Origin of the sequence: Neptunomonas concharum, assembly GCF_008630635.1 — a bacterium.
GTDB lineage: Bacteria > Pseudomonadota > Gammaproteobacteria > Pseudomonadales > Balneatricaceae > Neptunomonas > Neptunomonas concharum.
In genome coordinates, this window is sequence record NZ_CP043869.1 from 1,656,842 (window position 1) to 1,680,867 (window position 24,026).

The following is a 24,026-nucleotide window of genomic DNA, read 5'->3' on the forward strand; positions in this document are numbered from 1 at the left end:
TTTATCTGGTGTTGTCTTTTAAGTAGATTATCGTCAGTATTGGTTCTACTTAAGATCCAATAATAAATATTTTGATAGAGCCACTTTGATGCCACGCAATGACGCCTTAGATAGTTTGCTGCCTTTCTTTAGCCATCATAAAAAAGATCAGCATCAATATGAGTGGGTGTCTGATAGCTTTCGTCAGGCGGTCATAAATGGGCAGTTAAAGCCGGGGTATAAGCTGCCATCCAGTAGGGCTTTATCTAAGCAGCTAGGTGTGGCGCGAAATTCCGTAGTGATGGCCTACGAAATATTACAGTCTGAAGGGATCATAGAAACACGCCATGGGGCAGGAAGCTTTGTCTCTGCCGCCGCTGCTATTCCGCCTTTACTGACGGCGGAGATGACGTTAGATCAGCAGTATAAAAGAACGCCCAAACTTTCTCCGTTGGGAGAGAGAGTCAATAAACCCGTCCAGATAAATACCACGGGTACGCTGTTATTACCGGCGCAACCAGCACTTGAGCGCTTTCCACTAGACGATTGGCATACAGCGCTCAACCGGGCAGTGCGCCAGAGGACGTTTCTTAGTGACAAGCATATTCAAGGGCCGGCGATACTCAGGCAACAATTGGTTGATCACCTGAGCATGACACGTGGTGTAAAGGCGACGCCTGAACAGATCTTGATAACCAGTGGTTCACAGCAAGCACTCTCCATGGTGATTGACCTTTTGGTTGGCCCAAAAGAAAACGTTTATGTAGAAGATTATGGCTATCAAGGAGTTGATGGCTTATTAACCGCTGCTGGGGTCAGACGTGTTGTTCTGGATACCGATGATGAGGGTATGGTAGTCGATAGAGGGCTAAATACACTGGGCGCAGGTCTCATGATTGTGACACCGTCACGAAGCTTTCCGGTAGGGCATACGCTCTCCTTGGCACGTAGATTGGCTATGCTTAATTGGGCAGACCAGACTAATAGCTGGATTCTGGAGGATGATTATGACAGTGAGTTTCTTTATAAAGGGCAGCCTATTGCCTCATTACAAGGAATGGATAAGCGTGAGCGAGTCATCTACACCGGTACATTCAGCCGCACGCTGTTTCCGGGTGTCAGAGTAGGATATTTGGTACTACCTGAATGCTTAGTAGAGATATTCAGTCGCTATCGAGCGCTTGTCGATGGAGGTATAGGCAGTTTAGTCCCTTCGGCTATTGGCTGTTTTATGCAATCAGGAGATTATGCGCGCCACTTGAGGCGTATGAAAAAGTGCTACCAAGCGCGTCAGCAGCGGCTTTCGGAGGTCGTCGCAGCTCATTTGCCAGAACTGATCTCTTTGCCTCATTACGGTGGTATGCATCAGGTTTTCATGCTCCCAGAGGGGGGCGATGATCAGGCAATCACGACCTGTGCTAATCAACAAGGTTTGGGTATACGGGCACTTTCTTCCTATTCGCGAAAACAAAATCTGCAAGCGCAGGGGATAGTCATTGGCTTTTCCGGCACCAGCGAAGAGCAGTTGCCCTCGGCTATCATTCGATTAAGAGAAATAATTCATCAAATCTCTGACTAACAAGTCAGCTTGGTGATACATTACCGCTTTAAAATCTTAACTGTTAGAGCATGAGTATGATTGAGCTATCCCTGCTGGCTGTGTTCTTGCCAACTTTTTTCTTTGTGTCCGCTACCCCTGGTATGTGCATGACCCTGTCGATGACGATGGGTATGACGATTGGCGTACGAAGAACCTTATGGATGATGTGGGGTGAGCTTCTGGGTGTGGGGCTTGTGGCTGTGTCCGCTGTTATTGGTGTGGCTGCACTGATGCTTAATTATCCGAGCATTTTTACTATCTTTAAGTACGTAGGCGGTGCCTATCTCATATTCTTGGGATACCAAATGTGGCAATCCCGCGGGAAGATGGCCGTTACCGATCTTGATAACAGCCAATCATCCGCCAGCCGTTTTGAATTAGCCTTACAAGGTTTTGTAACGGCTATCGCAAACCCCAAAGGTTGGGCATTTTTTGTCTCGCTGTTGCCTCCCTTTATTAACCCAGAAGCGCCGCTGGCAATGCAACTCATGTGGCTGGTGTCTATTATTTTACTTGTAGAGTTTGCCTGCCTACTCGGTTATGCCATGGGTGGGCGTACCTTAAGAAAGTTTCTCCAAAAAAGTGGTAATGTACGCCTGATGAACCGTATCGCAGGAACGCTAATGGTTGGTGTTGGCGTGTGGTTAGCATTGGGATAATCATGTAATCTGGCTTGGCCTAAAAGTAGTCATATAATTTTCACAATACTGAAATATCCTATTGAGGTAAACTGAAACCCTAGGATTTTCAAAGTGTAACGCTGCTTAACAGTTAATAGGAGCTACGTGAAAATTGCAGAAGAATGTCACAGCCAAACAAGTTGTTCGCCACCTGCAAAGTGCAATTAAGCTAGGTCAATTGGACTCTGGTGACAAGCTACCCTCTGAGCGCGTGCTGAGCGAGCAGTTAGGTACAACCCGAGTAACGATTCGCGAAGCGCTTAAAACACTCGAATCTGACGGTTTGATTTTTCGATCAAACCGGCGCGGGTGGTTCGTCAATACAAGGAGGATCTCCTATAACCCCAGCCGCTCCGGCTTTTATATGGACTATGTGGCCGAGCAGGGTTTTGTTCCTTTCAGCAAACAGCTGAGCTTTGAACAAGTCTCTGCCAATGCTGAGCTGGCAAGCATTTTTGGTATAGATGAAGGCACGCCTATTGCCCGCTTGAGTCGCATAAGGGGGGTAGACGGCCGACCTGTTTATGTAGAAACCATCTACTTAAATATGGCACTTTTGCCCGATATTTTGCAATGCGACTTATCTCGCTCGGTCAGCGAAGTCGTCAAAGGGCACTACGCCTTTGAGTATGCTGCCAACCATTTTGATATTCGTGTGGGTACCTTGTCTGATGATCAGGCTGCGCAGCTCTATGCCCCTTTGAATTTCAATTGTCTCACCATTAGCCGCACGGTTAAAAACCAGCATCAACAAGTCTTTGAATATGATTTGGAATACTGGCGGCATGATGTGTTAAGTCTCAATTTTTCGATCGACCAATAAACTTTCTTAAAACTGTCACAGTTTTGTCAATTTTGGCTCGTACTATAGGTTTTATAAATCTGGTCTATACCAATATTGATATGAATCTAAGGATGATCCATGAAAACAATCACCAAAATGAAGTCACTAGGATGGGCATTAGCTATCTCTGCAACCTGTTCAGCGCAAGCCGCATCTGAGCTAACGGTGTATACCGCCTTTGAAGCCGAAGATCTAAAACGCTATGCGGCAGAATTTAATAAACAAAACCCTGATATTAAAATCAACTGGGTGCGTGACTCGACAGGTATCGTAACGGCAAAACTATTAGCAGAGAAAGATAACCCGCAGGCAGATGCTGTATGGGGGTTAGCAGCGACCTCTTTATTGGTGCTGAAAGCTGAAGATATGCTCCAACCATATCGTCCTAAGGGTTTAGAGAAACTATCCCCGAAGTTCTACGATAAAGACGAGACTCCATCATGGGTGGGTATGGATGCATGGATGGCGTCTATTTGCTTTAACACGATTGAAGCTGAAAAGCATAATCTGCCAAAACCCACATCGTGGGCAGATCTGACCAAGCCGGTGTATCAAGGCCATGTGATTATGCCTAATCCAAGTTCCTCAGGTACTGGCTTCCTTGATGTTTCTTCTTGGCTGCAAATGTTTGGTGAAGATCAGGGATGGGCATACATGGATAAGTTGCATAATAACATCTCCCGCTATACCCATTCAGGATCTAAGCCATGCAAACTGGCTGCATCAGGTGAAACCGCTATTGGTATCTCCTTTGCCTTTCGTGGTGCCAAACTGAAAAACAAAGGAGCGCCACTGGAGCTGATCTTCCCGTCTGAGGGTATAGGCTGGGATATGGAAGCTGCCGCTATTATTAAAGGGGCTAAAAATACAGTCGCCGCTAAAAAACTGATGGACTTCGCTGTGTCTGAAGAGGCTAACCGTGCTTATAACAAAGGCTTTGCGGTAGTTGCAATTCCAGGGCTAGCGCAACCTGTTAAGCATTTCCCAGAGAATCCAGAGTCGCTCATGATTGATAACGATTTTGAGTGGGCAGCCAAAAATCGTGCAGCGATCTTAAAAGAGTGGCAGGGTCGTTACGATAGTAAATCTGAACCTAAGAAGTAATCGTTGTAAATGGACCCCTCATGTTGAGGGGTTCACAAGTACCGCACTTTTATTTTGGGGGCTAGGATGAATCAGTATTTAACCATCAGAAATTTAAGCAAGTCATTTGGTGATTTTACTGCGTTGAATAACATTTCACTGGATATAGAAGAGGGCGACTTTGTCTGTTTTTTGGGCCCTTCGGGGTGTGGTAAAACGACATTATTGCGTGCTATCGCCGGTTTGGATATGCAAACCGAGGGTGAGATTATTCAGGGGTTAAAAAAAATCTCTTGGTTGCCACCTGAAAAGCGTGATTTTGGCATCGTCTTTCAGTCTTATGCGCTTTTTCCAAATCTCACTGTAGCTGACAACATCGCTTATGGCCTTAAAAATCGCAGAGCTAATCGCCAGAGTATCGATCAACGTGTTGATGAGCTGTTGCAACTGATCGGCTTGCCGGATTCGGGTAAAAAATATCCATCACAGCTATCAGGTGGCCAGCAGCAGCGTATAGCACTGGCACGAGCGATTGCGACGAAGCCAGGGCTTTTGTTACTTGATGAGCCCCTATCTGCTCTGGATGCGCGGGTGAGACTACATCTTCGACGAGAAATAAAAGAACTCCAGCGCAAACTAGGCGTGACGACCATTATGGTCACCCACGATCAAGAAGAGGCACTCTCGATGGCCGATAAGATTGTGGTGATGAATCACGGTGTTATTGAGCAAATAGGCACCCCTGAGGAGATCTACTCTACACCCGCGAGTGCGTTTGTGGCTGCCTTTGTGGGCACGATGAACTTTCTAGATAGTTATGTGAGTGACAATGGCAAAGTGCAGGTAGGTGAGACCTATTTGCAATGTGATGCGAGCTTGCCAGATCAAGCTTCAAGAGCTGTAACCTTAGCGATTCGCCCTGAAGATATCCGTGTACGGTTTAATGGTGATGCTACGAATGTGCTTCAGGCGACGGTTAATGATTTGGAGTTCCTAGGTTCGTTTGCTCGCACGGAACTAAATGTTGATGGCATTCTGGAACCGGTTATCGCGGATTTTTCTATGAATGACATCCGGGACCATAACATCTTGCCGGGTGCACAGGTGCAGCTGGATCTTCCGAAACACCGTTTACATCTATTTGAGGGGGCACGATGAGTAATCCTGCTCTGGCAAATAACAATGCATCGAGTTTTATAGAACGTTTTGGTAGCGACCGGCTATTACAAGTGGTTGGGTTGGTTATTGCGGCGGTGTTTTTGCTGTTTGCCATGATCTTGCCTTTATACGCGATTCTATCGAAAAGCGTGCAAGACAAGTCCGGCACCTTTGTTGGCCTGAAAAACTTTATTGAGTATGCGAGCACCCCATCTTTATCCAGCTCAGTGACAAACTCGTTAATCATTGCAGGCTCTACAACCCTAATCGTTATTACCTTAGCGCTGGCTGTGGCCTATGCACTAACGCGTAGCTGTATGCGGTTTAAAGGGGTGATTCGTGTATTAATGATGGGGCCTATTTTTGCACCATCATTGTTGCCTGCTATCTCACTGGTTTATCTATTTGGTAATCAAGGCGTTCTTAAATCCTGGCTCATGGGTGAGAGTATCTATGGGCCTATAGGCATTATTATCAGCTTGTCTTTTTGGTGTTTCCCCCATGCGTTAATGATTTTAGTGACCGCGCTGAGCAACACAGACGCTAGGCTTTATGAAACAGCTCGCGCTATGCGTACCAGTGGACTGAGAACCTTTTTAACGATCACCTTGCCATCTATCAAGTACGGTTTGATTAGTGCGTCATTCGTTGTGTTTACGCTAGTGATTACCGATTTCGGTGCACCTAAAGTGATCGGCGGGCAGTACAATGTCTTGGCAACCGATATATATAAACAGGTTATTGGCCAACAGAATTTCCAAATGGGGGCGGTGGTTTCTGTCATTCTACTTTTACCGGCGATGCTGGCATTTGCCGCTGATCGCTGGGTACAGAAAAAACAAGTGGCGTTGGTGACTGCTAGAGCAGAACCTATGCGCCCTAAACCTAATCTGAGAAAAGATAGCCTGATGCTGCTACTTTGCTTGCCCGTTTTGGGCGTGATTCTCGGTATTTTAGGTATGGCGGTTTACGCTTCTTTTGTTACCTTTTGGCCATACAACCTGACGCTATCGCTGAATAACTACCAATTCGACTTGATGGATGGTGGAGGTTGGGATGCCTACTTTAACTCGATAGAGATGGCGTTCTATGTGGCTATATTGGGTACGCTACTGATTTTCACAAACGCCTATCTGGTTGAGAAAGTTAATGGCTTCAAAGGGTTAAGGACACTAGTTCATCTGTTTGCGATGGTGCCGTTAGCTGTACCTGGGTTAGTGCTCGGTTTGGCTTATATCTTCTTTTTCAATAATCCTAATAATCCATTTAACTCGCTGTATGGCACGATGGCCATCTTGGTGATCTGCACCATAGGACACTACTACACCGTTTGTCATCTAACCGCAGTGACGGCACTTAAGCAGATAGATCGTGAATTTGAATTTGTGTCTGCTTCTTTGAAAGTGCCTTTTTACACCACATTTATGCGCGTAACCATGCCATTGTGTCTCCCCGCTTTAATGGAGATAGGCATCTATCTCTTTGTGAATGCGATGAATACCGTGTCAGCCGTGGTGTTTCTCTACTCATCCAATACAACGCTGGCTTCGGTTGCTGTGCTTAATATGGATGATGCAGGGGATATTGCACCCGCTGCCGCGATGGGCGTACTGCTTATGGTGACCTGTATTTTTGTTAAGTGCTTACACTGGAGCCTTAGTCACGGGTTTATCAACCGAACTCAGCGTTGGCGTAGCCTGAAAGGGTAATGGCAACCGTGAATAGATACTTTTTACATGTAAATAACTGGTATATACCAAAATAATCAGTCATATTTAGAGATAAGTGATGGATACTCAAGAACCTTACCTGCTAACACCTGGCCCAATTACAACGTCTATGAGAACCAAAAAAGCCATGCTTCATGACTGGGGTTCTTGGGATGACGACTTTAACGAGATAACAGCACAAGTCAGAGAGCGCTTGCTCAAAGCTGCAAATGCAGAGGAGACCCATGTTTGTGTACCGGTACAAGGGAGTGGCTCCTTTGCAGTTGAAGCTACCCTCGGCACCTTAGTGCCTAAAGAGGGAAAAGTTCTCGTTTTAATGAACGGTGCATATGGGCAGCGTATGGGAAAGACCTTGGATTACATGGGGCGAGCATTCGTCGCGTTGGACAAGGGAGATTATGAGCCACCCAGAGGGGAAGAGGTTGAAAAAATACTTGCCGAAGATCCGGCTATTACTCATGTCGCCGTTGTGTATTGTGAAACTAGCTCCGGTATTTTGAACCCAGTGCAGGAGATTGCAGAGGTTGTCCACGCCGCGGGAAGAAGCCTTATTATTGATGCGATGAGTGCTTTTGGTGCTCTACCAGTGGATGCGCAGACTTTACCATTTGATGCCTTAATTTCGGCGGCTAATAAGTGCTTTGAAGGGGTGCCAGGTTTTGGTTATGCCATTATCAAAAAGCCGGTGTTAGCAGCATCCCAAGGACGCGCCCACTCTCTATGCTTAGATTTGTATGACCAGTGGGTCTATATGGAAAAAACCGGCCAATGGCGCTTCACACCTCCGACCCATGTAGTGGCTGCATTTTTGGAAGCTATGAAAGAGCATGAAGAGGAGGGTGGCGTGCAAGGGCGCTACCAGCGGTACTGCCGCAACCGTGATCGTATGGTGGCGGGGATGCGGGCGCTTGGTTTTAAAACACTCTTGGAAGATCAGTGGTTATCTCCGGTTATCACCACGTTTTTTAGCCCTGAGGCTGAAGAATTTAATTTCAAAACGTTTTATAACTTACTGAAAGAAAGAAACTTTATTATTTATCCTGGCAAGCTCACTGAGGCCGAAAGTTTCAGAATAGGTTGTATCGGTCAACTGCATGATGAGCAGATCGATCAGCTTATAGTGGCTGTTCAGGAAGTCCTCGAAGCCATGAATATCACGCTTAAAAAAACAGCATAAGGAGCTGAAAAATGAACTACCTTTACTCCCGTAGCTATGCCGGCCCTGTAGAAGCGGTCATCTTTGATTGGGCAGGTACAACGATTGATTTTGGCTCGCTCGCACCGATTAATGCTTTCTGTCAATTGTTCGAAACCAATGGTGTTCCTATCACGCTAGCTGAAGCAAGAGAGCCAATGGGCGCAGAAAAGCGTGAGCACATTGCTCGATTATTAGCCATGCCACGAGTACGTCAAGCATGGATCGATACCCATGGTGAAACCCCAGACGAGTCGCTGGTTGATCGACTCTATAACGATTTTGTGCCGGTACAGATTGCAGCGATAGCAAACCGGGCAACCTTGATTCCGGGTGCCAAAGCCACGTTCCAATACCTTAGTGATAACGGCATAAAGATCGGTGCCAATACCGGTTACAGTCAAGAAATGGTAGCTGAGTTGCTCCCGTTAGCTGCAGAGCAGGGGTACCAACCGGCATCCAATGTTTGCGCAACCGATGTGCCTCGCGGGCGACCTTATCCTCATATGACCTTAAAAAATATGCTTGAACTTGAGGTTGGAGCGGTTCAGGGCGTGGTTAAAGTCGATGATACGATAACCGGTATTGAAGAAGGCTTGAATGCGGGCTGTTGGACGGTAGGGGTTGCCGTTAGTGGTAATGAAGTAGGCCTCGACTTCCCTGAGTGGCAAGCATTGAGCGAGTCTGAGCAACTGAACTACAAAGCGAAAGCCTATCGCCGTTTTCGTGCAGCAGGGGCACATTATGTAATTGATAGTATCGCTGATCTTCCACAAGTGATTGAGGATATCGAAGCTCGTCTATCGATAGGTGAACAGCCCTAGTTTATCGACTAAGGCGATGGTTAGGCGGTTGTGATGCAACCGCCTTTTTTATTTTAAAGAGATACAAACGATGGTTTGGTTGGCGGTTATATTAGTTGTCTGTTCCGCAGTGTTGCACGCGTCATGGAATCTGTTTGGTAAAAAAGTCAGCCCTACGCCCGCATTTTTTCTGCTGGCGTTTCTCTGTAGTACTGCCGTATTAACACCGATAGCACTACCATTGTTCATGCCGGTGGTGATGCACAATAGTGGTTTCACCTTGTTATTATGGAGTGCAATCCTGATAGCCGGTATAGCCCAAATGGTCTACTGCAATGGCTTAGCTTACGCCTATGCCGCCGGGGACATGTCACAAGCTTACCCGTTGGCCAGAGCCGCCCCCGTGCTCTTTGTTGTGATCTTTAGCTTCTGGTGGGGCATCGAGACATTAGACTCTTGGATAGCAATAGTGGGCATCGGTTTATTGATCGTTGGCTGCTTTATTCTACCGATGCGCCACCTCAAGGATTTTCGTTGGGTAAACTACCTTAACCGAACCTCCGCCTATGCGTTAATGGCCGCGCTGGGCACAACGGTCTATACGTTTGCCGACAAAGCCGCGCTGACCGAACTTGCTCAGCTTTATCCCGAGTTAAGCGGGTTTGAGGTTGCACTCTTTTACATCTGGTTAGAAGGAGTATCTGCCTGCGTGTTTATGGGGTTATATGTGGCACTTAAACCCATCGAAACCCAGCAGCTAAAGTCCCTTGCCCACACGAGCTTAAAATGGGCGGTGATAACCGGCTTAGCCGTCAACGCCACTTACGTTCTGGTACTTTGGGCCATGCAAATGACAGATAATGTTAGCCTGATCGTCGCTTTGCGGCAGCTAAGCATTCCAATCGGCGCTATTCTGGGGATATGGGTGTTCCGCGAACCCGCGGGCGTGACGCGTTGGTTAGGTATCTTCTTGATTACGTTGGGTGTAATGCTGGCGCTATAGTGTTTTATAGCGCCTATACAGGCGCTTATTTATCTGCTTTACCGGCCGCTGCAGCGAGTTTTGCGAGTTGCTTATCTATCCAAAAAGGTGGCTGATGGTTGTCTTCTGCGGCTTCTTTGCGGCGAATAGCGCCACGCACCAGCATCGCGCCAGTCCAGCGGAACGGTTCAATCGGGAAGCGTCCGCGTGGGCCTTTTGCTAAGCCGGATTGTGACCATTCATCCTGTCTTTCAAGAATCAATGAGCGGATAACTTCGGAGCCCAGATAGGTTTGCACTACGCCATTACCCGAGTAGCCCAAGCCATAGACGATATTTTTATGACCTCTAAAGAAGCCAAAGAAGGGTAGGCCGGTTACGGAGCGATCGCTGGCACCTGTCCATGTGGTTTCAATTTTGTCGGTTGAAATATCAGGAAAAAAGCGACGAAAAGCGCGATATAGAATAGGTTTGAATCGGCTCTCTTCATCAAACGCTTTTAACATCTTGTTGGCAAAGGCGAACAGGTTTCCGCCTTTACCTAGCATTAAGCGGCCATCCGGTGTTGAACGGTAGTAATGTACGAAGGTGTTTGAGTCTACGACGGCAGCGCCCGAGGTTAAGCCGGTAGCGTTGAGTGCATCAGGGATCGGTTGAGTGATAGCCATATCCGATGATACGAGCACGATGGTACGCCTAAACTCTTTAAACTGGCGCGCCATCCACGCGTTGGTTGCTAGAACCACCTTATTAGCGGTGATGGTGCCTTGGGGGGTGATGACTTTAGCCGGTTGTCCCTCTATCAGCTGTTGCATCGGTGTGTTTTCAAAGATCTGAATCCCTAAGTCGATTGCCCGCTTGCGTAGTCCGCGGGCTAATAGAGCAGGCTGTAGGCTACCGGCAGCGCCACTAAAATGCCCCTCTAGGTGCAATTTTGAGCCTGCTAAGGTTTGCACATCCGCCGTAGGGATCTGTTTCCAACGATTAACTCCCGCTACCGATAGCTGCTGAATAGTGCTTTCCATACTGCCCTGTTGTGCAGGATTAGTAGCCGTATAAAAGGTGCCATCAATACGTATATCGCAATCAATGTTGTGTTGCTTGCAATACTCCGCCATTTCAAAAACGGCTTCTTCGGAGGCGCTGACCAGACGTTTAGCTTCTGCAGTGCCAAAGAGCTTAGTCATAGATGGATATTTGGTTGAGAAGGTCAGCATACAACCGCCGTTTCTGCCCGATGCGCCACTCCCACACAAGCCTGCTTCGATTAGGGTAATATCCAGCTCGGGGCAGACCTCTTTAATTTTGATAGCACTCCAGAGGCCAGTATAACCGCCTCCTACAATACAGAGGTCCATGCTGATGTCAGTCGATAAGGTAATGGTGTGTAGATCGCCTTCTCGTTGCAGGGCATCTTTAAACCAGAAGGGTTGGTAGTCTTTCATGTTAGTTACTCATTTTGGTATATACCAGATAGATTAGCTCATCTCCTATGACAACATTGTGACAATGTAGTGAAAAATAACCGGAAAAAAGGCGTAAGTTATTAGACTAAAGGCGGTACTTTTAGCTTATTTTGTCGTATTGTTTCCTTCTTGTTGTTGAATGACACTGCAGGGTGAATAAAACGATCTGAAGTACCCAGAAAGGTCAGGTGACCGCTTAGCACAGGCCATAAGTGCTGAGTGGTGACCTGATACTTTTTGAGGATATTGAACATGCAAAACATTGTTATTGTAGGAGGCGGCGCCGGTGGCCTTGAGTTAGCAACCCGATTGGGGCATCGGCTTGGAAAAAAGAAGAAAGCGGATATTATTCTCATTGATCGTGGTAAAACCCATATCTGGAAACCGCTGCTACATGAAGTGGCAACCGGCTCGCTTAATAGCGAAACCGATGGTGTTATCTACCGCGCACACTCTCGAAGACACCATTACCAGTTTCAAATTGGGACGATGGAGGGGCTTGATACCCAGCAAAAGCGCATTCGCTTAGCACCGCTGTTAGATGATGAAGGGCAAGAAGTATTGCCAAGCCGACACGTGGCTTACGATACTCTTGTGGTGGCGGTTGGTAGTGTTAGTAACGATTTTGGTACACCGGGCGTTAGCACCCATAGTTTTTTCTTAGACTCTCACCGTCAGGCGGAGCGTTTTCACCAATCCTTGTTAAATCACTTTTTACGGCTGAATCAGCAAGCATCGGAGTGTGTGTTGAACCTTTCCATCGTTGGCGGGGGTGCAACGGGTGTGGAGTTGGCGGCCGAGCTTTACCATGTGGCGAGTTTGCTGAAAATGTATGGTATGCCCAATATATCGGCCGCCCGGCTTAAAATCACCCTGATCGAGGCGGGGCCACGCATATTGCCTGCATTGCCTGAGCGTATCGCGCTATCGGCTAGACGCGAGCTGCAAAAGCTAGGCGTAGCGATTTTAGAGAACACCCGAGTGATTGAGGCCGATGCTAAAGGCTTTATCTCAGCCGATGGTGAACGCATTGATGCGGATTTAACAGTATGGGCGGCTGGAGTAAAAGCGCCTGATTTTGTGCGAGGTATTGAGTCATTGGAAACCAATAGAATTGGTCAAGTTATGGTTAAGCCTACACTGCAAGCCACAACCGATGATGATATCTATGTGATTGGTGATTGTTGCGCTTGCCAGCAGCCCGATGGTTCTTGGGTTCCACCACGGGCACAATCAGCCCATCAGATGGCTTCGATGGTTTATAAGAATATTTTACTTAAACGCCAAGACAAACCGCAGCTTAATTATATTTATAAAGATCACGGTTCATTGGTAAATCTAAGTAAATACAGCACGGTTGGCAGCCTAATGGGTAATCTGACTAAGGGCTCTATGTTTGTAGAAGGGCGGGTTGCACGCTTGGTTTATATCTCGCTTTATCGCATGCACCAAATGGCTATTCATGGGTGGCTAGGGGCTGCGGCTGTGATGTTGGCGCAGAAAATTGGTAACAGCGTAAAACCAAAAATGAAGCTTCATTAATGGTATCATCTCGGGTCGTGATCCGATCCGAGATGCTTACTTTTTAAGGAACTCTTATGTTTGCTTTTTTCGAGCGATTGATTAAGCCTTTTCCACAAGAAGAGCCCGATCAACCGCCTAAAGGGATTTTTGCGTTCTGCCGCCACTATACCCGTGGTTGTGAACCCTACCTGATACTTATGGCGCTGCTCACCGCCTCCATTGCTATTGCCGAAGTGATGTTGTTTGGCTTTATGGGCGAGCTGGTAGATTGGCTTACACAACAAACGCCCGACACGCTGTTTGCAGAGGAAGGCGGGCGTTTGCTCTTCATGACGTTTGTTGTGCTGATACTGCTACCCGCCTTGGTTTTGCTGCACGGTTTGGTAGTGCATCAAACGTTGTTGGGCAACTACCCGATGATCATCCGTTGGATGGCACATCGTTATTTACTCAAACAAAGCTTATCGTTTTATAGCAACGACTTTGCGGGGCGAATTGCCACCAAAGTGATGCAAACATCCCTATCTATCCGTGAAACGGTGATGAAATTGCTGGACGTTCTGATGTTCGTACTGGTCTATTTTATTGCCATTATCGTACTGGTTGCACAATTAGATATCCGTTTGATTATTCCTATGGTTATTTGGATGGGGATCTATATTGCTATTCAGCTTTACTTTGTGCCTAAGCTCAAGCGTGTTTCCACCGAGCAAGCCGATGCTCGCAGTATGATGACCGGGCGCATTGTAGATAGCTACACCAACATCCAAACGGTCAAGTTGTTCTCACACACGGCAAGGGAAGCGGAATACGCTGAAGAGGGAATGAACAGCTTTTTAGATACTGTTTACCGGCAGATGCGACTGGTAACGGGTATCAGCTTTAGTGTGCAGTTTATCAATTACCTTTTAGCTTTTTGCATGGCCGCTTTTGCGATCTGGTTATGGACGCAAAGCGCGATTACCGTGGGGGCTATCGCGGTTGCTGTGAGTTTATCCTTGCGTATTAACGGCATGGCCCAGTGGATTATGTGGGAAGTGAGCGCACTGTTTGAGAACATCGGTACAGTCGCTGATGGTATGCAGACGTTATCGAAGCCGCAGGAGGTTGCTGATAAGCCGGGCGCCTCTGATCTTACCGTGACACAAGGTGAGGTTGTTTTTGATCAAGTTGGTTTCCATTATGGTAAAGGTTCGGGGGTGATCGATGGATTAAACCTGACCATTAGACCTGGTGAAAAAATTGGTGTGGTCGGTCGATCCGGAGCGGGTAAATCCACTTTGGTAAACTTGCTCATGCGCTTTTATGATGTTGAGAGTGGCCGAATCTTGATAGATGGGCAGGATATCAGCGAAGTCTCTCAAGAGAGCCTCAGGCAGCATATTGGCATGGTGACGCAAGATACCTCGCTGCTGCACCGATCGGTTCGCGATAATATTCTTTATGGCCGTCCCGATGCGACAGAGGCTGAATTGATACGTGCCACTGAGCAAGCCGAAGCGAGCGAGTTTATTCAACAACTCACCGACCCTAAAGGCAATCGCGGTTTTGATGCCCAAGTAGGTGAGCGAGGTGTAAAGCTCTCGGGTGGACAACGGCAGCGCATCGCGATCGCTAGGGTGTTATTGAAGGATGCGCCCGTGCTGATATTAGATGAAGCAACTTCTGCTCTGGATTCAGAAGTGGAGGCGGCCATCCAGCATAGCCTTAATAAATTAATGCAGGGCAAAACGGTGATTGCTATTGCTCATCGTCTTTCGACCATTGCGGCTATGGATCGTTTAATTGTGATGGATAAAGGCGAGATTGTGGAACAGGGCACTCATGCACAGTTAGTAGCGCAAGGGGGGATCTACGCGCAATTATGGGCACATCAGACCGGTGGGTTCTTAGGTCTGGATACCGACGATTAATTAGATGTCGATCAGGTCGGTTATAGTGCCGCTGTCGGTGGCACTATAACCAGCCAATTGTGACACTTGCGCTTTAAATACATCGCTTTTTAGCCCTTCAATAAAGGCTTGAACCACAGCAGATTTCAGTTTTTGCTGGTGACAAACCAATAGATACTCCTCCCGGCAAATGGGAATAAAATCCAGTCCAAACTGTACCGCAGCTTGCTCAACGCCAAAACCCACATCCGCCATACCGGCTGCTATATAAGCGGCAATCGCTGAATGGGTATACTCATGGTTATCGTATCCCTGAATATCTTGAGGTGCGATACCGGCATTTTGTAACAACTGGTCAAACAGGGCGCGAGTACCTGAGTTGTCCTCGCGGTTGATAAAGCGAATGTCTTCTCTTTGTAAGTCGGTTATTGCGTGTATAGCAAAAGGGTTGTCGGGTTTAACCATTAGGCCTTGCTGGCGGGTTATAAATCGAATCAGCTTATGAGAGCGGGGCTTGAGATAGGGTTGATACTTGGCAAGCTGTGCAGGTACGTCTATGTCGACAGGCTTATGAAAACCTGCAATATCACATCGCCCTTTATTGAGTGCGATAAGGGCTTCGGTCGGGCTGCTGTAGTGTAGATCCAGTTGTATATTAATGGACTGGCTTAGTGCAGGCAGCAATTCAACTGCATACCCGTGACTGGCTTGTAGGGTCAGTAGGGGCTCAATGCTGGCTAATGAGTGTTGGATCTCTTTGTTAAGTTCGGAGGCTAGGTTCGTCATTTGTGGCTGAAATCTTGCCATAACTCGCTGTTCTGCCCAGACCAGCTTTTCGCCCAAAGGGGTGAGGTGAGCACCACGCCCTTTTTCCAGTTTGACCAGATCCACACCAAAAAAGTCAGACCATCGCCTGATCAGGTTCCATGCATGACGATAGGAGAGGCCGATATATTTTGCGGCCTCCGTTAGTTTTTTATGGTTATCAATGGCCTTGAGCAGCTGAAATAAGCGAGGGTCAACCCGTTGACCGGTTTCATCTTTAAAAGACCAACTTGGCTCTATTACTATCTTTTTCTTAGCCATACGTTTACCTGATTTATAGATTGTATATATTGGCATAAAAATGCATATTTTTGAATAATCTCAGTAGTGCTACTATTTACTAACAATTGGCTGATAATAAATAAAATATAGGAATTTAATTTCATATATGAATTCGTCAAATCAAGCATTCTCTATGATAAGTAACACTACGCATACCCCGCTTGATTTGCCGCAGGCGGGGCTAAAAGAGACACCGGTCGCCATCTGTATCAATGGCATCTCTCAAGCGGTGATGATGGCTAGTCCTAGCAACTTAGAGGACTTTGCTCTCGGCTTTGTGGTGAGTGAAGGCCTGCTAGAGTCAATTCAAGGGGTAATCGGTGTGGATGTCGAGTATCACCCCGAAGGTATTAGCCTCAATATTGAAGTCACTGCAGCACAAGAGCGCAACGTTAAGACACGTCGCCGCCTTATGGCTGGGCCGTCAGGGTGTGGTCTATGTGGTTTAGACTCCCTTAAAACCGCTGCCGCGCTTGAGGTAAAACCCGGTATACCCACATCCTTTGTGTTACCCGAACGGGGCAGCCTTTATGCAGCCAAGTCTATTTTGAATCAGACCATGCTCGGCTCATCCGGGCATCACAGGGCTGCTCTTTTTAACCTTAAAGGGGAACTTCAGCTGATTAGAGAAGATGTGGGACGTCACTCCGCTTTGGATAAGCTACTGGGGGCTATATTGCAAACAGGTACCCCTTCGAGTAGTGGATTTATCATGCTCACCAGTCGTTGTAGCCATGACCTAGTTGCTAAGCTTATACGCGCTTTTCCCCTACCGCTAGTAACGCTCTCGCAACCAACAACGATGGCGGTTACATCCGCCCGCTCTGTTGAGTTGCCCCTATTCTGTTTTGTGCGAAAAAGCCTGAAACGCTTTGCCTGATCCTTGGAGTTTATCGTGTCAAATACTCATAAAAATAAAGTCCCTTATGCGCATCCAGCTGGTGGGTGGGGGGCACTAAAAAGCTCTGCAAAGCATCTTATGCAGAGTGAAGATGCGGTTAAAAGTGTGAAAACCTTATTAAAGGCCAACCAGCCGGGAGGCTTTGATTGCCCGGGGTGCGCTTGGGGGGATGAGCCTGATGCAAAGAAGATCGACTTCTGCGAAAACGGTGTAAAGGCGATTGCTTGGGAAGCTACGGCTAAACGAGTCGATAGGGCGTTTTTTGCGCGCCATTCATTGGATGAGCTGCGCCTATGGGATGATCATTCCTTAGAGAAAAGTGGCCGTTTGACTGAGCCGATGCTCTATGATGGCGTCGATAATTACTACCGCCCAGTAAGCTGGGAGCAGGCTTTTTCCGTGATCGCCTCGCATTTAAACCAACTTAATCATCCAGATGAAGCACTCTTTTATACCTCAGGCCGAGCCAGTAACGAAGCCGCCTATCTGTATCAGTTATTTGGGCGCGCATATGGCACGAATAACTTTCCCGATTGTTCCAATATGTGCCATGAAGCGTCAGGCGTTGGCCTGACCCGCAGTATCGGCACCGGTAAAGGTACAGTGATCATGGAGGATTTTGAAAAGGCAGATGCCATCTTTGTATTTGGCCAGAACCCCGGCACTAACCATCCAAGAATGTTGGCAACACTACGTAAAGCATCGATTAGAGGTGCCAAAATTGTAGCAATTAATACCTTGAAAGAGCGTGGTTTACAGCGTTTCTCTGACCCTCAAAGTCCTAAAGAGATGCTAATTGCCAGCAGCACAACCATCAGCCAACAGTATTTCACCCCCAAGTTAGGCGGCGACATGGCAATCGCCCGTGGTATTGCAAAACGGTTGCTAGAAAGGTCAGAAACCGATAGTTCAGCTATTGATCAAGCCTTTATCGCTGAGCATTGCCAAGGTTTTGAAGCTTATCAAGCTGTCGTCAAAGCGACCCCTTGGGAGGTGATCACTAAACAAAGCGGTCTCTCGATAGAGGATATTGAGACGATGGCGAATATCTATGCAAACAGCAAAAAGGTGATTTTTACATGGGCGATGGGCATTACCCAACATCGCCATTCGGTGGCCACTGTTCGTGAATTGGTCAATGTGCTGTTATTAAGAGGCAATATTGGTAAGCCTGGCGCGGGAGCTTGTCCTGTGCGTGGACATTCAAATGTGCAAGGTAATCGAACCGTGGGGATCAATGAGCACCCATCGCAAGCGTTCCTAGCCGCCCTTGATCAGCGATATGATTTGACTACCCCTAAAAAAGCCGGGATGAATACCGTAGAGTCCATTCGTGCCATGCTGGATGGAAAAGCAAAGCTGTTTATCGGGCTTGGAGGTAATTTTGCAGCCGCAACGCCAGATACTGATCGAATCTATAAAGCACTTAGCCAGTGTGACTTAACCGTACATATCAGTACCAAACTCAATCGCAGCCATGTCATAACTGGTAAGCACGCTTTAATCTTGCCTTGTCTGGGGCGCACCGAAGTGGATCACCAAGCATCAGGGGAGCAGTGTATTACCGTAGAGGATTCTATGAGTATGGTGCATAGTTCCCGAGGGCAAAATGATCCAGCCTCGCCGTTGCTGCGATCTGAAACGGCAATTGTGGCAGGTATTGCCCAAGCAGCGCTTGGGAATGAACAGATTAATTGGAAAGCGCTTTCCGATGATTACTCACGGATTCGTGATGAAATTGAATCGGTGATCCCAGGGTTTAAGGGCTATAACCAGCGTATAGAGCAGGGTAGAGGGTTTCATTTGCAGAACCTTGCCGCCGAGCGAACATGGGACACACCAAGCAGAAAAGCTTGCTTTTCTGATGACCCTCTTCCTCAGTGTCTGGATGAGGTAAGTGAAGACGTTCTAACGTTACAAACGCTACGCTCCCATGATCAATATAACACCAGCATTTATGGTATGGATGACCGTTATCGGGGGATATCAGGCGAGCGCCGTGTTCTCTTTATGAACGAAGCAGATATTGAAAACTTAGGATTATCTGATGGCGATAAAGTGACAATATCAACCGTAAGCAACGATGGAATAAATCGCAATGTCAGTGGTTTCAAAGTGGTTAATTATCAGATTCCCAAGGGATGTATTGCTGCCTATTACCCAGAGACCAATCCTTTAGTCCCACTGGAAAGTGTTGCTGATGACTGTGGAACACCGACCTATAAGTCTATAAGTGTGAGGCTCACTAAAGAGTAAAGATAAAAGGTTTTAAGCCGATGAACCTCACTCAAAGTAGGTCTGGTAGATCCTTTGGGTCGTGCCATCTGCAGACATTGCCTTTAATGCATCATTAAATCGATGTACATGTGCATTTGGGTGAGGGATTTCGGGTAGATTATCGGGTGCCAAAGGGCGTCCTGAGTCGTAGTCAGGGTTTGGGGTTGCATTAAATAAAGCTGACATTTTTGAAAAACCTATATAATCAGGAATACTTTCATTAAGCAGTTGGGAGTGTATTTTATAGCCTGACAGTTTGTTGGATTTTAAGTGGTACCTCAAGGCATCTTCTTGGTATATATAAAAATCTGCTCGGCCTGATTTCAGTAGGGAGAGTGCCCTTTCTATACTGACTTCCGTCATTTTGTTTTCCAGCAGCTGTGACTTATCAAACCCCGCTAGATAATCAGGGCTGCCGATTGATACCAGTTGAGTCAGACCCTTGAGATCATCAGATGACTTTAAGTCTCTTAATGTAGAAAGCGATATAGCAACGTTCTTTTGTGATCGGCCACTATCAAACCAGTAGGCATAGGTTGAGCGCCGTGTTGTAAAAACAAAACTAGGATAAAAATCAATTTCTCCTGACTTTAACCCCTCCAAGATGCGTTTCTTGGGCATTCTCACGATCTCTAACTCTAGAGCTGATCGTCTGGCTGCTTCGCTATAGATATCCTTGAAATACCCGGCATTACTGGGAGCTTGCTCAATCGAAGGTGGCTTTTCGGTAGTTCGATATCCCATAACTATCTTCTGGGTATCATTAGCTAAACATGTGCTCATAACACATGCCAGCAACAGTGCTGCGACTCGTTTTCCCATGGCTGTGCATCCCAATAAAGTTGTTCTCAGTATAGACCAAGCGAATACTTAACTTGGCCGATTTGGGTTTTATTAACTATGGTTAAAGTAACCAACACATGGCTTCGAGGTTCGCATGAGTGCGTTATATGTTAACTCATTGATAATAAATAATAAATTTTTTGTCTCGAAGGTGTTGAATATTGTTTTAGCTATAGCTGTTCTTCTTTCCGTGAGCTTTGTGTTGCTTTCCTTTACATCGAGTCATGAACTAGAGAGGGCGGAAGCTAAACGTATTCACGCTGTACAGCTTGGAATTGAATTAAAGGAAAGCTCAGACGACTTAACCTCAATGGCTCGTAGCTATGTTGTGACTGGAGATAAAAAGTTTAAGGAATATTTTGAGTATATCTCTGAAATTCGCAACGGAGAGTTAGCGATGCCGCTTAACTATGGGCAGGGCTATTGGGATTTGGCGGTTGTATCTGGTCATCAACCAGAAAAAAAGCATATAAACACTCAGTCGTTACGGGAAAAAATAGAAGCATTAAGTTTAAAAGAAAAAGAGAATGCTCTGATGGCTACGGCAGAGGATAATAGTAATGAGTTGATAGCTATGGAGGCAGAAGCGTTCCGGCTATTTGAGCTTGGAGACAGACAGTCTGCCATTGGTATGTTATACAGCCAGAAATACTTTACTGAAAAATCTAGAATCATGGGCCCTATTAAAGATTTTATCGATACAATTAATCAAAGAATGGATGATGAATTAGCGGGGATTAGAAAAAAGCACAATGCACAAGTTTATATCGCTTATGCATCGCTGATAGCACTCTTAGTGATTACTTTTTTGAGAATGTACTCAGACTACCTCATTAAGAAAGAGCAAATAAACACTTTAGAGCTCAATGTGAATGCCAAAGAGGATGAGATTAATAGTAAAAACAAAGAGTTATATAATGCCTATGAAACATTGGAAATGTCTCAGGCTCGACTGCTTGAGCTAGAGAAAATAAAACTTATGGGGGAGTTGATTCCAGGAGTTGCACATGAAATTAATACTCCCGTTGGCGTGGCTGTTACATTATCAACGACTCAAATTGATATACTCAATGAGTTCCGTTACAACTTCGAAGAAAATAAATTAACACGTTTGCAATTTACCTCTATGGTTGATGATCTCTCTTCGTGCTCTAACTCTATCTTAAAAAGCATGAGGAAAATAAATAAGCTTATTAGTCAGTTCAAATCTTTATCTATGAATAATCAAATAGATAACTTAGAAAGAGTTAGTATCAACGCTCTGGTTGATGATGTTTTTATGCTTATAAAGAACGAAGAGGTAAGTGATAGAGTTAACCTGCATAATGAAACTAGCGAAGGATATTACATAGAAACCTATCCTTATCTTTTATCATTAGTGATATTTAATGTTGTGCTTAATGCCGAGAAACACGCTTTTAAAGGAAGCGAATCTGGGGATATTAACGTTAAAGTTGAGGCTGGTGAAAATACGATCACAATTTTTGTTGAAGACAATGGTAGTGGTATGGAACAAGATGTAGTTGAAAGGGTGTTCTCGCCGTTCTTCTCAACGGTTAAAAATGAAGGTGCAACGGGTTTAGGGCTTTGCATAGCTCAAAATATTGTAACTCACAAACTATGTGGAAAAATTCACTGTCGTTCCGAATTAGGAAAAGGGAGCACCTTCGACATTGAGCTACCTTATCTGCTGCCTTCCAATGAGTCATAAACTGCCGCCTGAGGAGCATACCCAGACGGTGGTTTTTTATACCAAGCGATTTTTAGGCGGCTCAACGGGTAAGGCTTGATCAAAAAAGCCCTCTGTATGAATCATATCATCGTGTGCGCCTAAGGCTTTTGCGGATGCGATACATGCATCAACGAAATCGGGGCTGCCTGCAATATAGATAGCATGTTTAGAGAGGTCAGGATAAAGGTCTTTAAGTATATCCGGAATTCGACCCTGCTGAATGCCGTCTTTTACCTCTTGAGTCAGTGTGGGAATAAATTTAAAGCGGCGGTGCTTGGCATTCCAGTATGCCATAAGGCCTTTATCGTATATTTCATCTTCGGTACGTGCAGAGAACACTAAATGAACAGGCTGCTTGAAGCCGCGACGTAAAGCCGCATCGCTGAGTGCCAAAATGGGGGCTAAGCCTGTGCCGGCTGCTAAACAGAGTACTGGGCCTTCGGTTGTTGGATCGCCAATAAAAGTCCCATAAGGGCCTGATATGTTGATCATGCTGCCTGCCTGTACTTGATCATGTACCCAATTACTTGTTTTTCCTTCGGGTACTCGGGTGATCTGTAAGATTATCTCACCGTCATTCCTTGGTGCATTTGCAATAGAGTATGAGCGGGGTGTGATCGTTCTGTCGGTATCCGTCACTGTAATATACTGACCCGGCCAAAAGCGGAGTGCTTCGCCGACTGGGCGGATGCGAAGTTCCGTGATCCGTGATGTTCTTTCTATTCGATCAATTACCACACATCGAACATTTTCTCTTGGGGGGAAGAGTTTAGGTTGTGCATCCTCTGTTCCCCATTCGATTTCGATTATATCTGAGAGAGGCTTAGCCATGCACATTAGCCCGTATCCGGCTTCTCGTTCCTCCTGAGATAATGCCATGTCGAGCACCATGCCTTGGTCAAATTCACCCGATCTAACCTTGACCTTACATTCACCGCATGCACCGGCGCGGCAATTGTTTGGAAGTGCGTAGCCAGCATTTTCCAGTGTTGCTAGAACGGTTTCACCTGGGCTGGACTCAACCTCTTTACCTGATGGATATAAACGGACTTTACTCATTTAAAAGCTCCTAAGGGTTTTCAATACAAAAGCTGGGCGGCTAGATAGAAGTGAGCCAAAGGCATGACCTTTGGCTCGTTGATATCATATAAAGCTATCAATTATCAGAAGATAGGAATGATATCCGCAGCATCTAGGTCAGCCTGTGTTACCTCTTCGCCTGAAATATCAACCTCAGGAATTGCAGGGAACGGTGTATCATATTTATCCAATACGGCTTTTAAATTGAGCATGGCGTTGCGCCAGTTTTCTTTTTTATCTTCATAGGTTGGGATACCAAAACCAGCCTCTCTTGCTAGCGCTTCGGCTTCACGTTGGTTGCTGATGAAGTCATCAGGCAAGTCCCAAAACTCAGCCGGTGGCTCAAACAATACAGCTGATAGGAAGAGGTAACCTGCTCTTATCTGCTTTGTGATCACTGATTTATCTTCAGGCGACAGGGTTGGATAATCCCTTTCCATTAAGGCTAAGCAGATCGCCATATGGCGGCCTTCATCACGACCTATGTTTTTAAAAGCTTCCGTGAAAACCATTTCTTCACAGCTTTGAGACATTTGTTTGAAGATTGTTGCCGCTGCAATTTCTCCCATTAAGAAAGAGCTAAACAGTACTGCCAAGCTGTATTTAGGCACTGCCTTTTTGTAGCCGTTCCAGTAGCGACCACCGTTGTAGTACAACCAACGAGCATTCTTTTGTAAACGGCGTCCTAAGTCAGTTTTCGGCTCATATTCGAGAGGGCTAGGGGATTCCAGCATCTTTGTGATGACCATGCCGCACATCTGTTCATGGTTTTGCTCATCACGAGTAACCGAGAAGAAGCATCGACGAATAGCATCTTCTTCATGGTCTTCATAGGTTTTGATGAAAGCCTCGGCAAAAACGGGTGGTGCAGAAGCGTCAAAAACTGAAAGCAATGTCCACCAATAAGCAATGGCTTCCCGCTCTTCCCATGTATAACTTGATGGGTCAAAAGTATCCCAAGGGAGGTCCTTAGGGTTCCAAGCTTCTCGCAAAGAGGCATCCCAAATTTCTTCCGTTTTGGATGATTTATTTTCCCAGCGAAGAGGGTAGACATTAGGTTGTGGTGTCTCTGGTGGGAACTCCATTGTTTGAGCGATTTTGTCGTGCATACATACCTCTCGGTTTTCTGTTATTGTTATTTGGTAAACCGA

General features: G+C 46.2%; 19 protein-coding genes. 14 read left to right on the forward strand and 5 right to left on the reverse strand.

Features of this window, described 5'->3' with window-relative positions; genetic code table 11:
- Nucleotides 1–88: 88 nt before the first annotated feature.
- The 9 genes from pdxR (at nucleotide 89) to F0U83_RS07825 (ending at nucleotide 10,075) form a co-directional block, all read left to right on the forward strand.
- A complete protein-coding gene (pdxR, locus tag F0U83_RS07785) occupies nucleotides 89–1,558 on the forward strand; it encodes a MocR-like pyridoxine biosynthesis transcription factor PdxR (protein WP_138987230.1) in 1,470 nt (489 codons plus the stop codon).
- A gap of 56 nt (nucleotides 1,559–1,614) precedes the next feature.
- Nucleotides 1,615–2,238 carry a LysE family translocator gene (locus tag F0U83_RS07790; protein ID WP_138987231.1) on the forward strand — a complete coding sequence of 208 codons (624 nt, stop codon included), beginning with the start codon at nucleotides 1,615–1,617 and terminating at the stop codon, nucleotides 2,236–2,238.
- A gap of 133 nt (nucleotides 2,239–2,371) precedes the next feature.
- Nucleotides 2,372–3,082 carry a UTRA domain-containing protein gene (locus F0U83_RS07795; protein ID WP_138987232.1) on the forward strand — a complete coding sequence of 237 codons (711 nt, stop codon included), beginning with the start codon at nucleotides 2,372–2,374 and terminating at the stop codon, nucleotides 3,080–3,082.
- Between the two features lie 99 nt (nucleotides 3,083–3,181).
- The gene (locus F0U83_RS07800; RefSeq protein WP_138987233.1) at nucleotides 3,182–4,207 is read left to right on the forward strand and encodes a putative 2-aminoethylphosphonate ABC transporter substrate-binding protein; all 1,026 of its coding nucleotides are present in this window, start codon (nucleotides 3,182–3,184) and stop codon (nucleotides 4,205–4,207) included.
- Nucleotides 4,208–4,273: 66 nt separating this feature from the next.
- On the forward strand, nucleotides 4,274–5,344 hold the full coding sequence (locus tag F0U83_RS07805) for a putative 2-aminoethylphosphonate ABC transporter ATP-binding protein (RefSeq protein ID WP_138987234.1): 1,071 nt from the start codon (nucleotides 4,274–4,276) through the stop codon (nucleotides 5,342–5,344).
- A complete protein-coding gene (locus tag F0U83_RS07810) occupies nucleotides 5,341–7,053 on the forward strand; it encodes a putative 2-aminoethylphosphonate ABC transporter permease subunit (protein ID WP_138987235.1) in 1,713 nt (570 codons plus the stop codon). Before F0U83_RS07805 ends, F0U83_RS07810 begins: the two co-directional genes overlap by 4 nt.
- 79 nt (nucleotides 7,054–7,132) lie before the next feature.
- Nucleotides 7,133–8,251, forward strand: a complete 1,119-nt coding sequence (locus tag F0U83_RS07815) for a 2-aminoethylphosphonate--pyruvate transaminase (RefSeq protein ID WP_138987236.1) — start codon at nucleotides 7,133–7,135, stop codon at nucleotides 8,249–8,251.
- A gap of 11 nt (nucleotides 8,252–8,262) precedes the next feature.
- A complete protein-coding gene (gene phnX / locus F0U83_RS07820; RefSeq protein ID WP_138987237.1) occupies nucleotides 8,263–9,093 on the forward strand; it encodes a phosphonoacetaldehyde hydrolase in 831 nt (276 codons plus the stop codon).
- A 70-nt stretch (nucleotides 9,094–9,163) separates the two neighbouring features.
- Nucleotides 9,164–10,075 (forward strand): multidrug transporter, encoded by a 912-nt coding sequence (locus F0U83_RS07825; protein ID WP_138987238.1) that lies wholly within the window; start codon nucleotides 9,164–9,166, stop codon nucleotides 10,073–10,075.
- 25 nt (nucleotides 10,076–10,100) lie between these two features.
- Here F0U83_RS07825 and F0U83_RS07830 read toward each other — a convergent pair whose 3' ends face one another.
- Nucleotides 10,101–11,498 carry an FAD-dependent oxidoreductase gene (locus F0U83_RS07830; protein WP_138987239.1) on the reverse strand — a complete coding sequence of 466 codons (1,398 nt, stop codon included), beginning with the start codon at nucleotides 11,496–11,498 and terminating at the stop codon, nucleotides 10,101–10,103.
- Between the two features lie 273 nt (nucleotides 11,499–11,771).
- Between F0U83_RS07830 and F0U83_RS07835 the strand changes: the two genes are divergently transcribed.
- Together F0U83_RS07835 and F0U83_RS07840 are read left to right on the forward strand one after the other, a co-directional pair.
- Complete coding sequence (locus tag F0U83_RS07835; RefSeq protein WP_138987240.1) at nucleotides 11,772–13,061, forward strand: NAD(P)/FAD-dependent oxidoreductase; 1,290 nt, start codon at nucleotides 11,772–11,774, stop codon at nucleotides 13,059–13,061.
- Between the two features lie 56 nt (nucleotides 13,062–13,117).
- Nucleotides 13,118–14,956: an ABC transporter ATP-binding protein gene (locus tag F0U83_RS07840; RefSeq protein WP_138987241.1), complete on the forward strand. Its 1,839-nt coding sequence runs from the start codon at nucleotides 13,118–13,120 to the stop codon at nucleotides 14,954–14,956.
- On the opposite strand, the gene F0U83_RS07845 is transcribed toward F0U83_RS07840, so the two are convergent.
- The gene (locus tag F0U83_RS07845; protein WP_138987242.1) at nucleotides 14,957–16,021 is read right to left on the reverse strand and encodes a substrate-binding domain-containing protein; all 1,065 of its coding nucleotides are present in this window, start codon (nucleotides 16,019–16,021) and stop codon (nucleotides 14,957–14,959) included.
- 154 nt (nucleotides 16,022–16,175) lie between these two features.
- Between F0U83_RS07845 and F0U83_RS07850 the strand changes: the two genes are divergently transcribed.
- Together F0U83_RS07850 and F0U83_RS07855 are read left to right on the forward strand one after the other, a co-directional pair.
- On the forward strand, nucleotides 16,176–16,922 hold the full coding sequence (locus tag F0U83_RS07850) for a formate dehydrogenase accessory sulfurtransferase FdhD (RefSeq protein WP_170247529.1): 747 nt from the start codon (nucleotides 16,176–16,178) through the stop codon (nucleotides 16,920–16,922).
- Between the two features lie 15 nt (nucleotides 16,923–16,937).
- Nucleotides 16,938–19,199: an FdhF/YdeP family oxidoreductase gene (locus F0U83_RS07855; RefSeq protein ID WP_246077709.1), complete on the forward strand. Its 2,262-nt coding sequence runs from the start codon at nucleotides 16,938–16,940 to the stop codon at nucleotides 19,197–19,199.
- A 27-nt stretch (nucleotides 19,200–19,226) separates the two neighbouring features.
- Here the strand turns inward: F0U83_RS07855 and F0U83_RS07860 are convergent, their stop codons facing one another.
- Nucleotides 19,227–20,042, reverse strand: coding sequence for a substrate-binding periplasmic protein (locus F0U83_RS07860; protein WP_138987244.1), 816 nt, complete (start codon nucleotides 20,040–20,042; stop codon nucleotides 19,227–19,229).
- Between the two features lie 115 nt (nucleotides 20,043–20,157).
- On the opposite strand from F0U83_RS07860, the gene F0U83_RS07865 reads away from it, so the two are divergent.
- Nucleotides 20,158–21,774 (forward strand): sensor histidine kinase, encoded by a 1,617-nt coding sequence (locus tag F0U83_RS07865; protein ID WP_138987245.1) that lies wholly within the window; start codon nucleotides 20,158–20,160, stop codon nucleotides 21,772–21,774.
- A 36-nt stretch (nucleotides 21,775–21,810) separates the two neighbouring features.
- On the opposite strand, the gene F0U83_RS07870 is transcribed toward F0U83_RS07865, so the two are convergent.
- Together F0U83_RS07870 and F0U83_RS07875 are read right to left on the reverse strand one after the other, a co-directional pair.
- On the reverse strand, nucleotides 21,811–22,854 hold the full coding sequence (locus tag F0U83_RS07870; RefSeq protein ID WP_138987246.1) for a 2Fe-2S iron-sulfur cluster-binding protein: 1,044 nt from the start codon (nucleotides 22,852–22,854) through the stop codon (nucleotides 21,811–21,813).
- 104 nt (nucleotides 22,855–22,958) lie between these two features.
- On the reverse strand, nucleotides 22,959–23,984 hold the full coding sequence (locus tag F0U83_RS07875; protein WP_138987247.1) for a diiron oxygenase: 1,026 nt from the start codon (nucleotides 23,982–23,984) through the stop codon (nucleotides 22,959–22,961).
- Nucleotides 23,985–24,026: the final 42 nt, after the last annotated feature.

Bases quoted from the DNA above. Each gene is read 5' to 3' on its own strand.
- F0U83_RS07825 (WP_138987238.1), top strand. From the start codon at position 9,164: ATGGTTTGGTTGGCGGTTATATTAGTTGTCTGTTCCGCAGTGTTGCAC.
- F0U83_RS07845 (WP_138987242.1), bottom strand. From the start codon at position 16,021: ATGGCTAAGAAAAAGATAGTAATAGAGCCAAGTTGGTCTTTTAAAGAT.
- F0U83_RS07840 (WP_138987241.1), top strand. From the start codon at position 13,118: ATGTTTGCTTTTTTCGAGCGATTGATTAAGCCTTTTCCACAAGAAGAG.
- phnX (WP_138987237.1), top strand. From the start codon at position 8,263: ATGAACTACCTTTACTCCCGTAGCTATGCCGGCCCTGTAGAAGCGGTC.
- F0U83_RS07815 (WP_138987236.1), top strand. From the start codon at position 7,133: ATGGATACTCAAGAACCTTACCTGCTAACACCTGGCCCAATTACAACG.
- F0U83_RS07850 (WP_170247529.1), top strand. From the start codon at position 16,176: ATGATAAGTAACACTACGCATACCCCGCTTGATTTGCCGCAGGCGGGG.
- F0U83_RS07810 (WP_138987235.1), top strand. From the start codon at position 5,341: ATGAGTAATCCTGCTCTGGCAAATAACAATGCATCGAGTTTTATAGAA.
- F0U83_RS07875 (WP_138987247.1), bottom strand. From the start codon at position 23,984: ATGCACGACAAAATCGCTCAAACAATGGAGTTCCCACCAGAGACACCA.
- pdxR (WP_138987230.1), top strand. From the start codon at position 89: ATGCCACGCAATGACGCCTTAGATAGTTTGCTGCCTTTCTTTAGCCAT.
- F0U83_RS07790 (WP_138987231.1), top strand. From the start codon at position 1,615: ATGATTGAGCTATCCCTGCTGGCTGTGTTCTTGCCAACTTTTTTCTTT.
- F0U83_RS07865 (WP_138987245.1), top strand. From the start codon at position 20,158: ATGAGTGCGTTATATGTTAACTCATTGATAATAAATAATAAATTTTTT.
- F0U83_RS07800 (WP_138987233.1), top strand. From the start codon at position 3,182: ATGAAAACAATCACCAAAATGAAGTCACTAGGATGGGCATTAGCTATC.
- F0U83_RS07860 (WP_138987244.1), bottom strand. From the start codon at position 20,042: ATGGGAAAACGAGTCGCAGCACTGTTGCTGGCATGTGTTATGAGCACA.
- F0U83_RS07830 (WP_138987239.1), bottom strand. From the start codon at position 11,498: ATGAAAGACTACCAACCCTTCTGGTTTAAAGATGCCCTGCAACGAGAA.
- F0U83_RS07870 (WP_138987246.1), bottom strand. From the start codon at position 22,854: ATGAGTAAAGTCCGTTTATATCCATCAGGTAAAGAGGTTGAGTCCAGC.
- F0U83_RS07835 (WP_138987240.1), top strand. From the start codon at position 11,772: ATGCAAAACATTGTTATTGTAGGAGGCGGCGCCGGTGGCCTTGAGTTA.
- F0U83_RS07805 (WP_138987234.1), top strand. From the start codon at position 4,274: ATGAATCAGTATTTAACCATCAGAAATTTAAGCAAGTCATTTGGTGAT.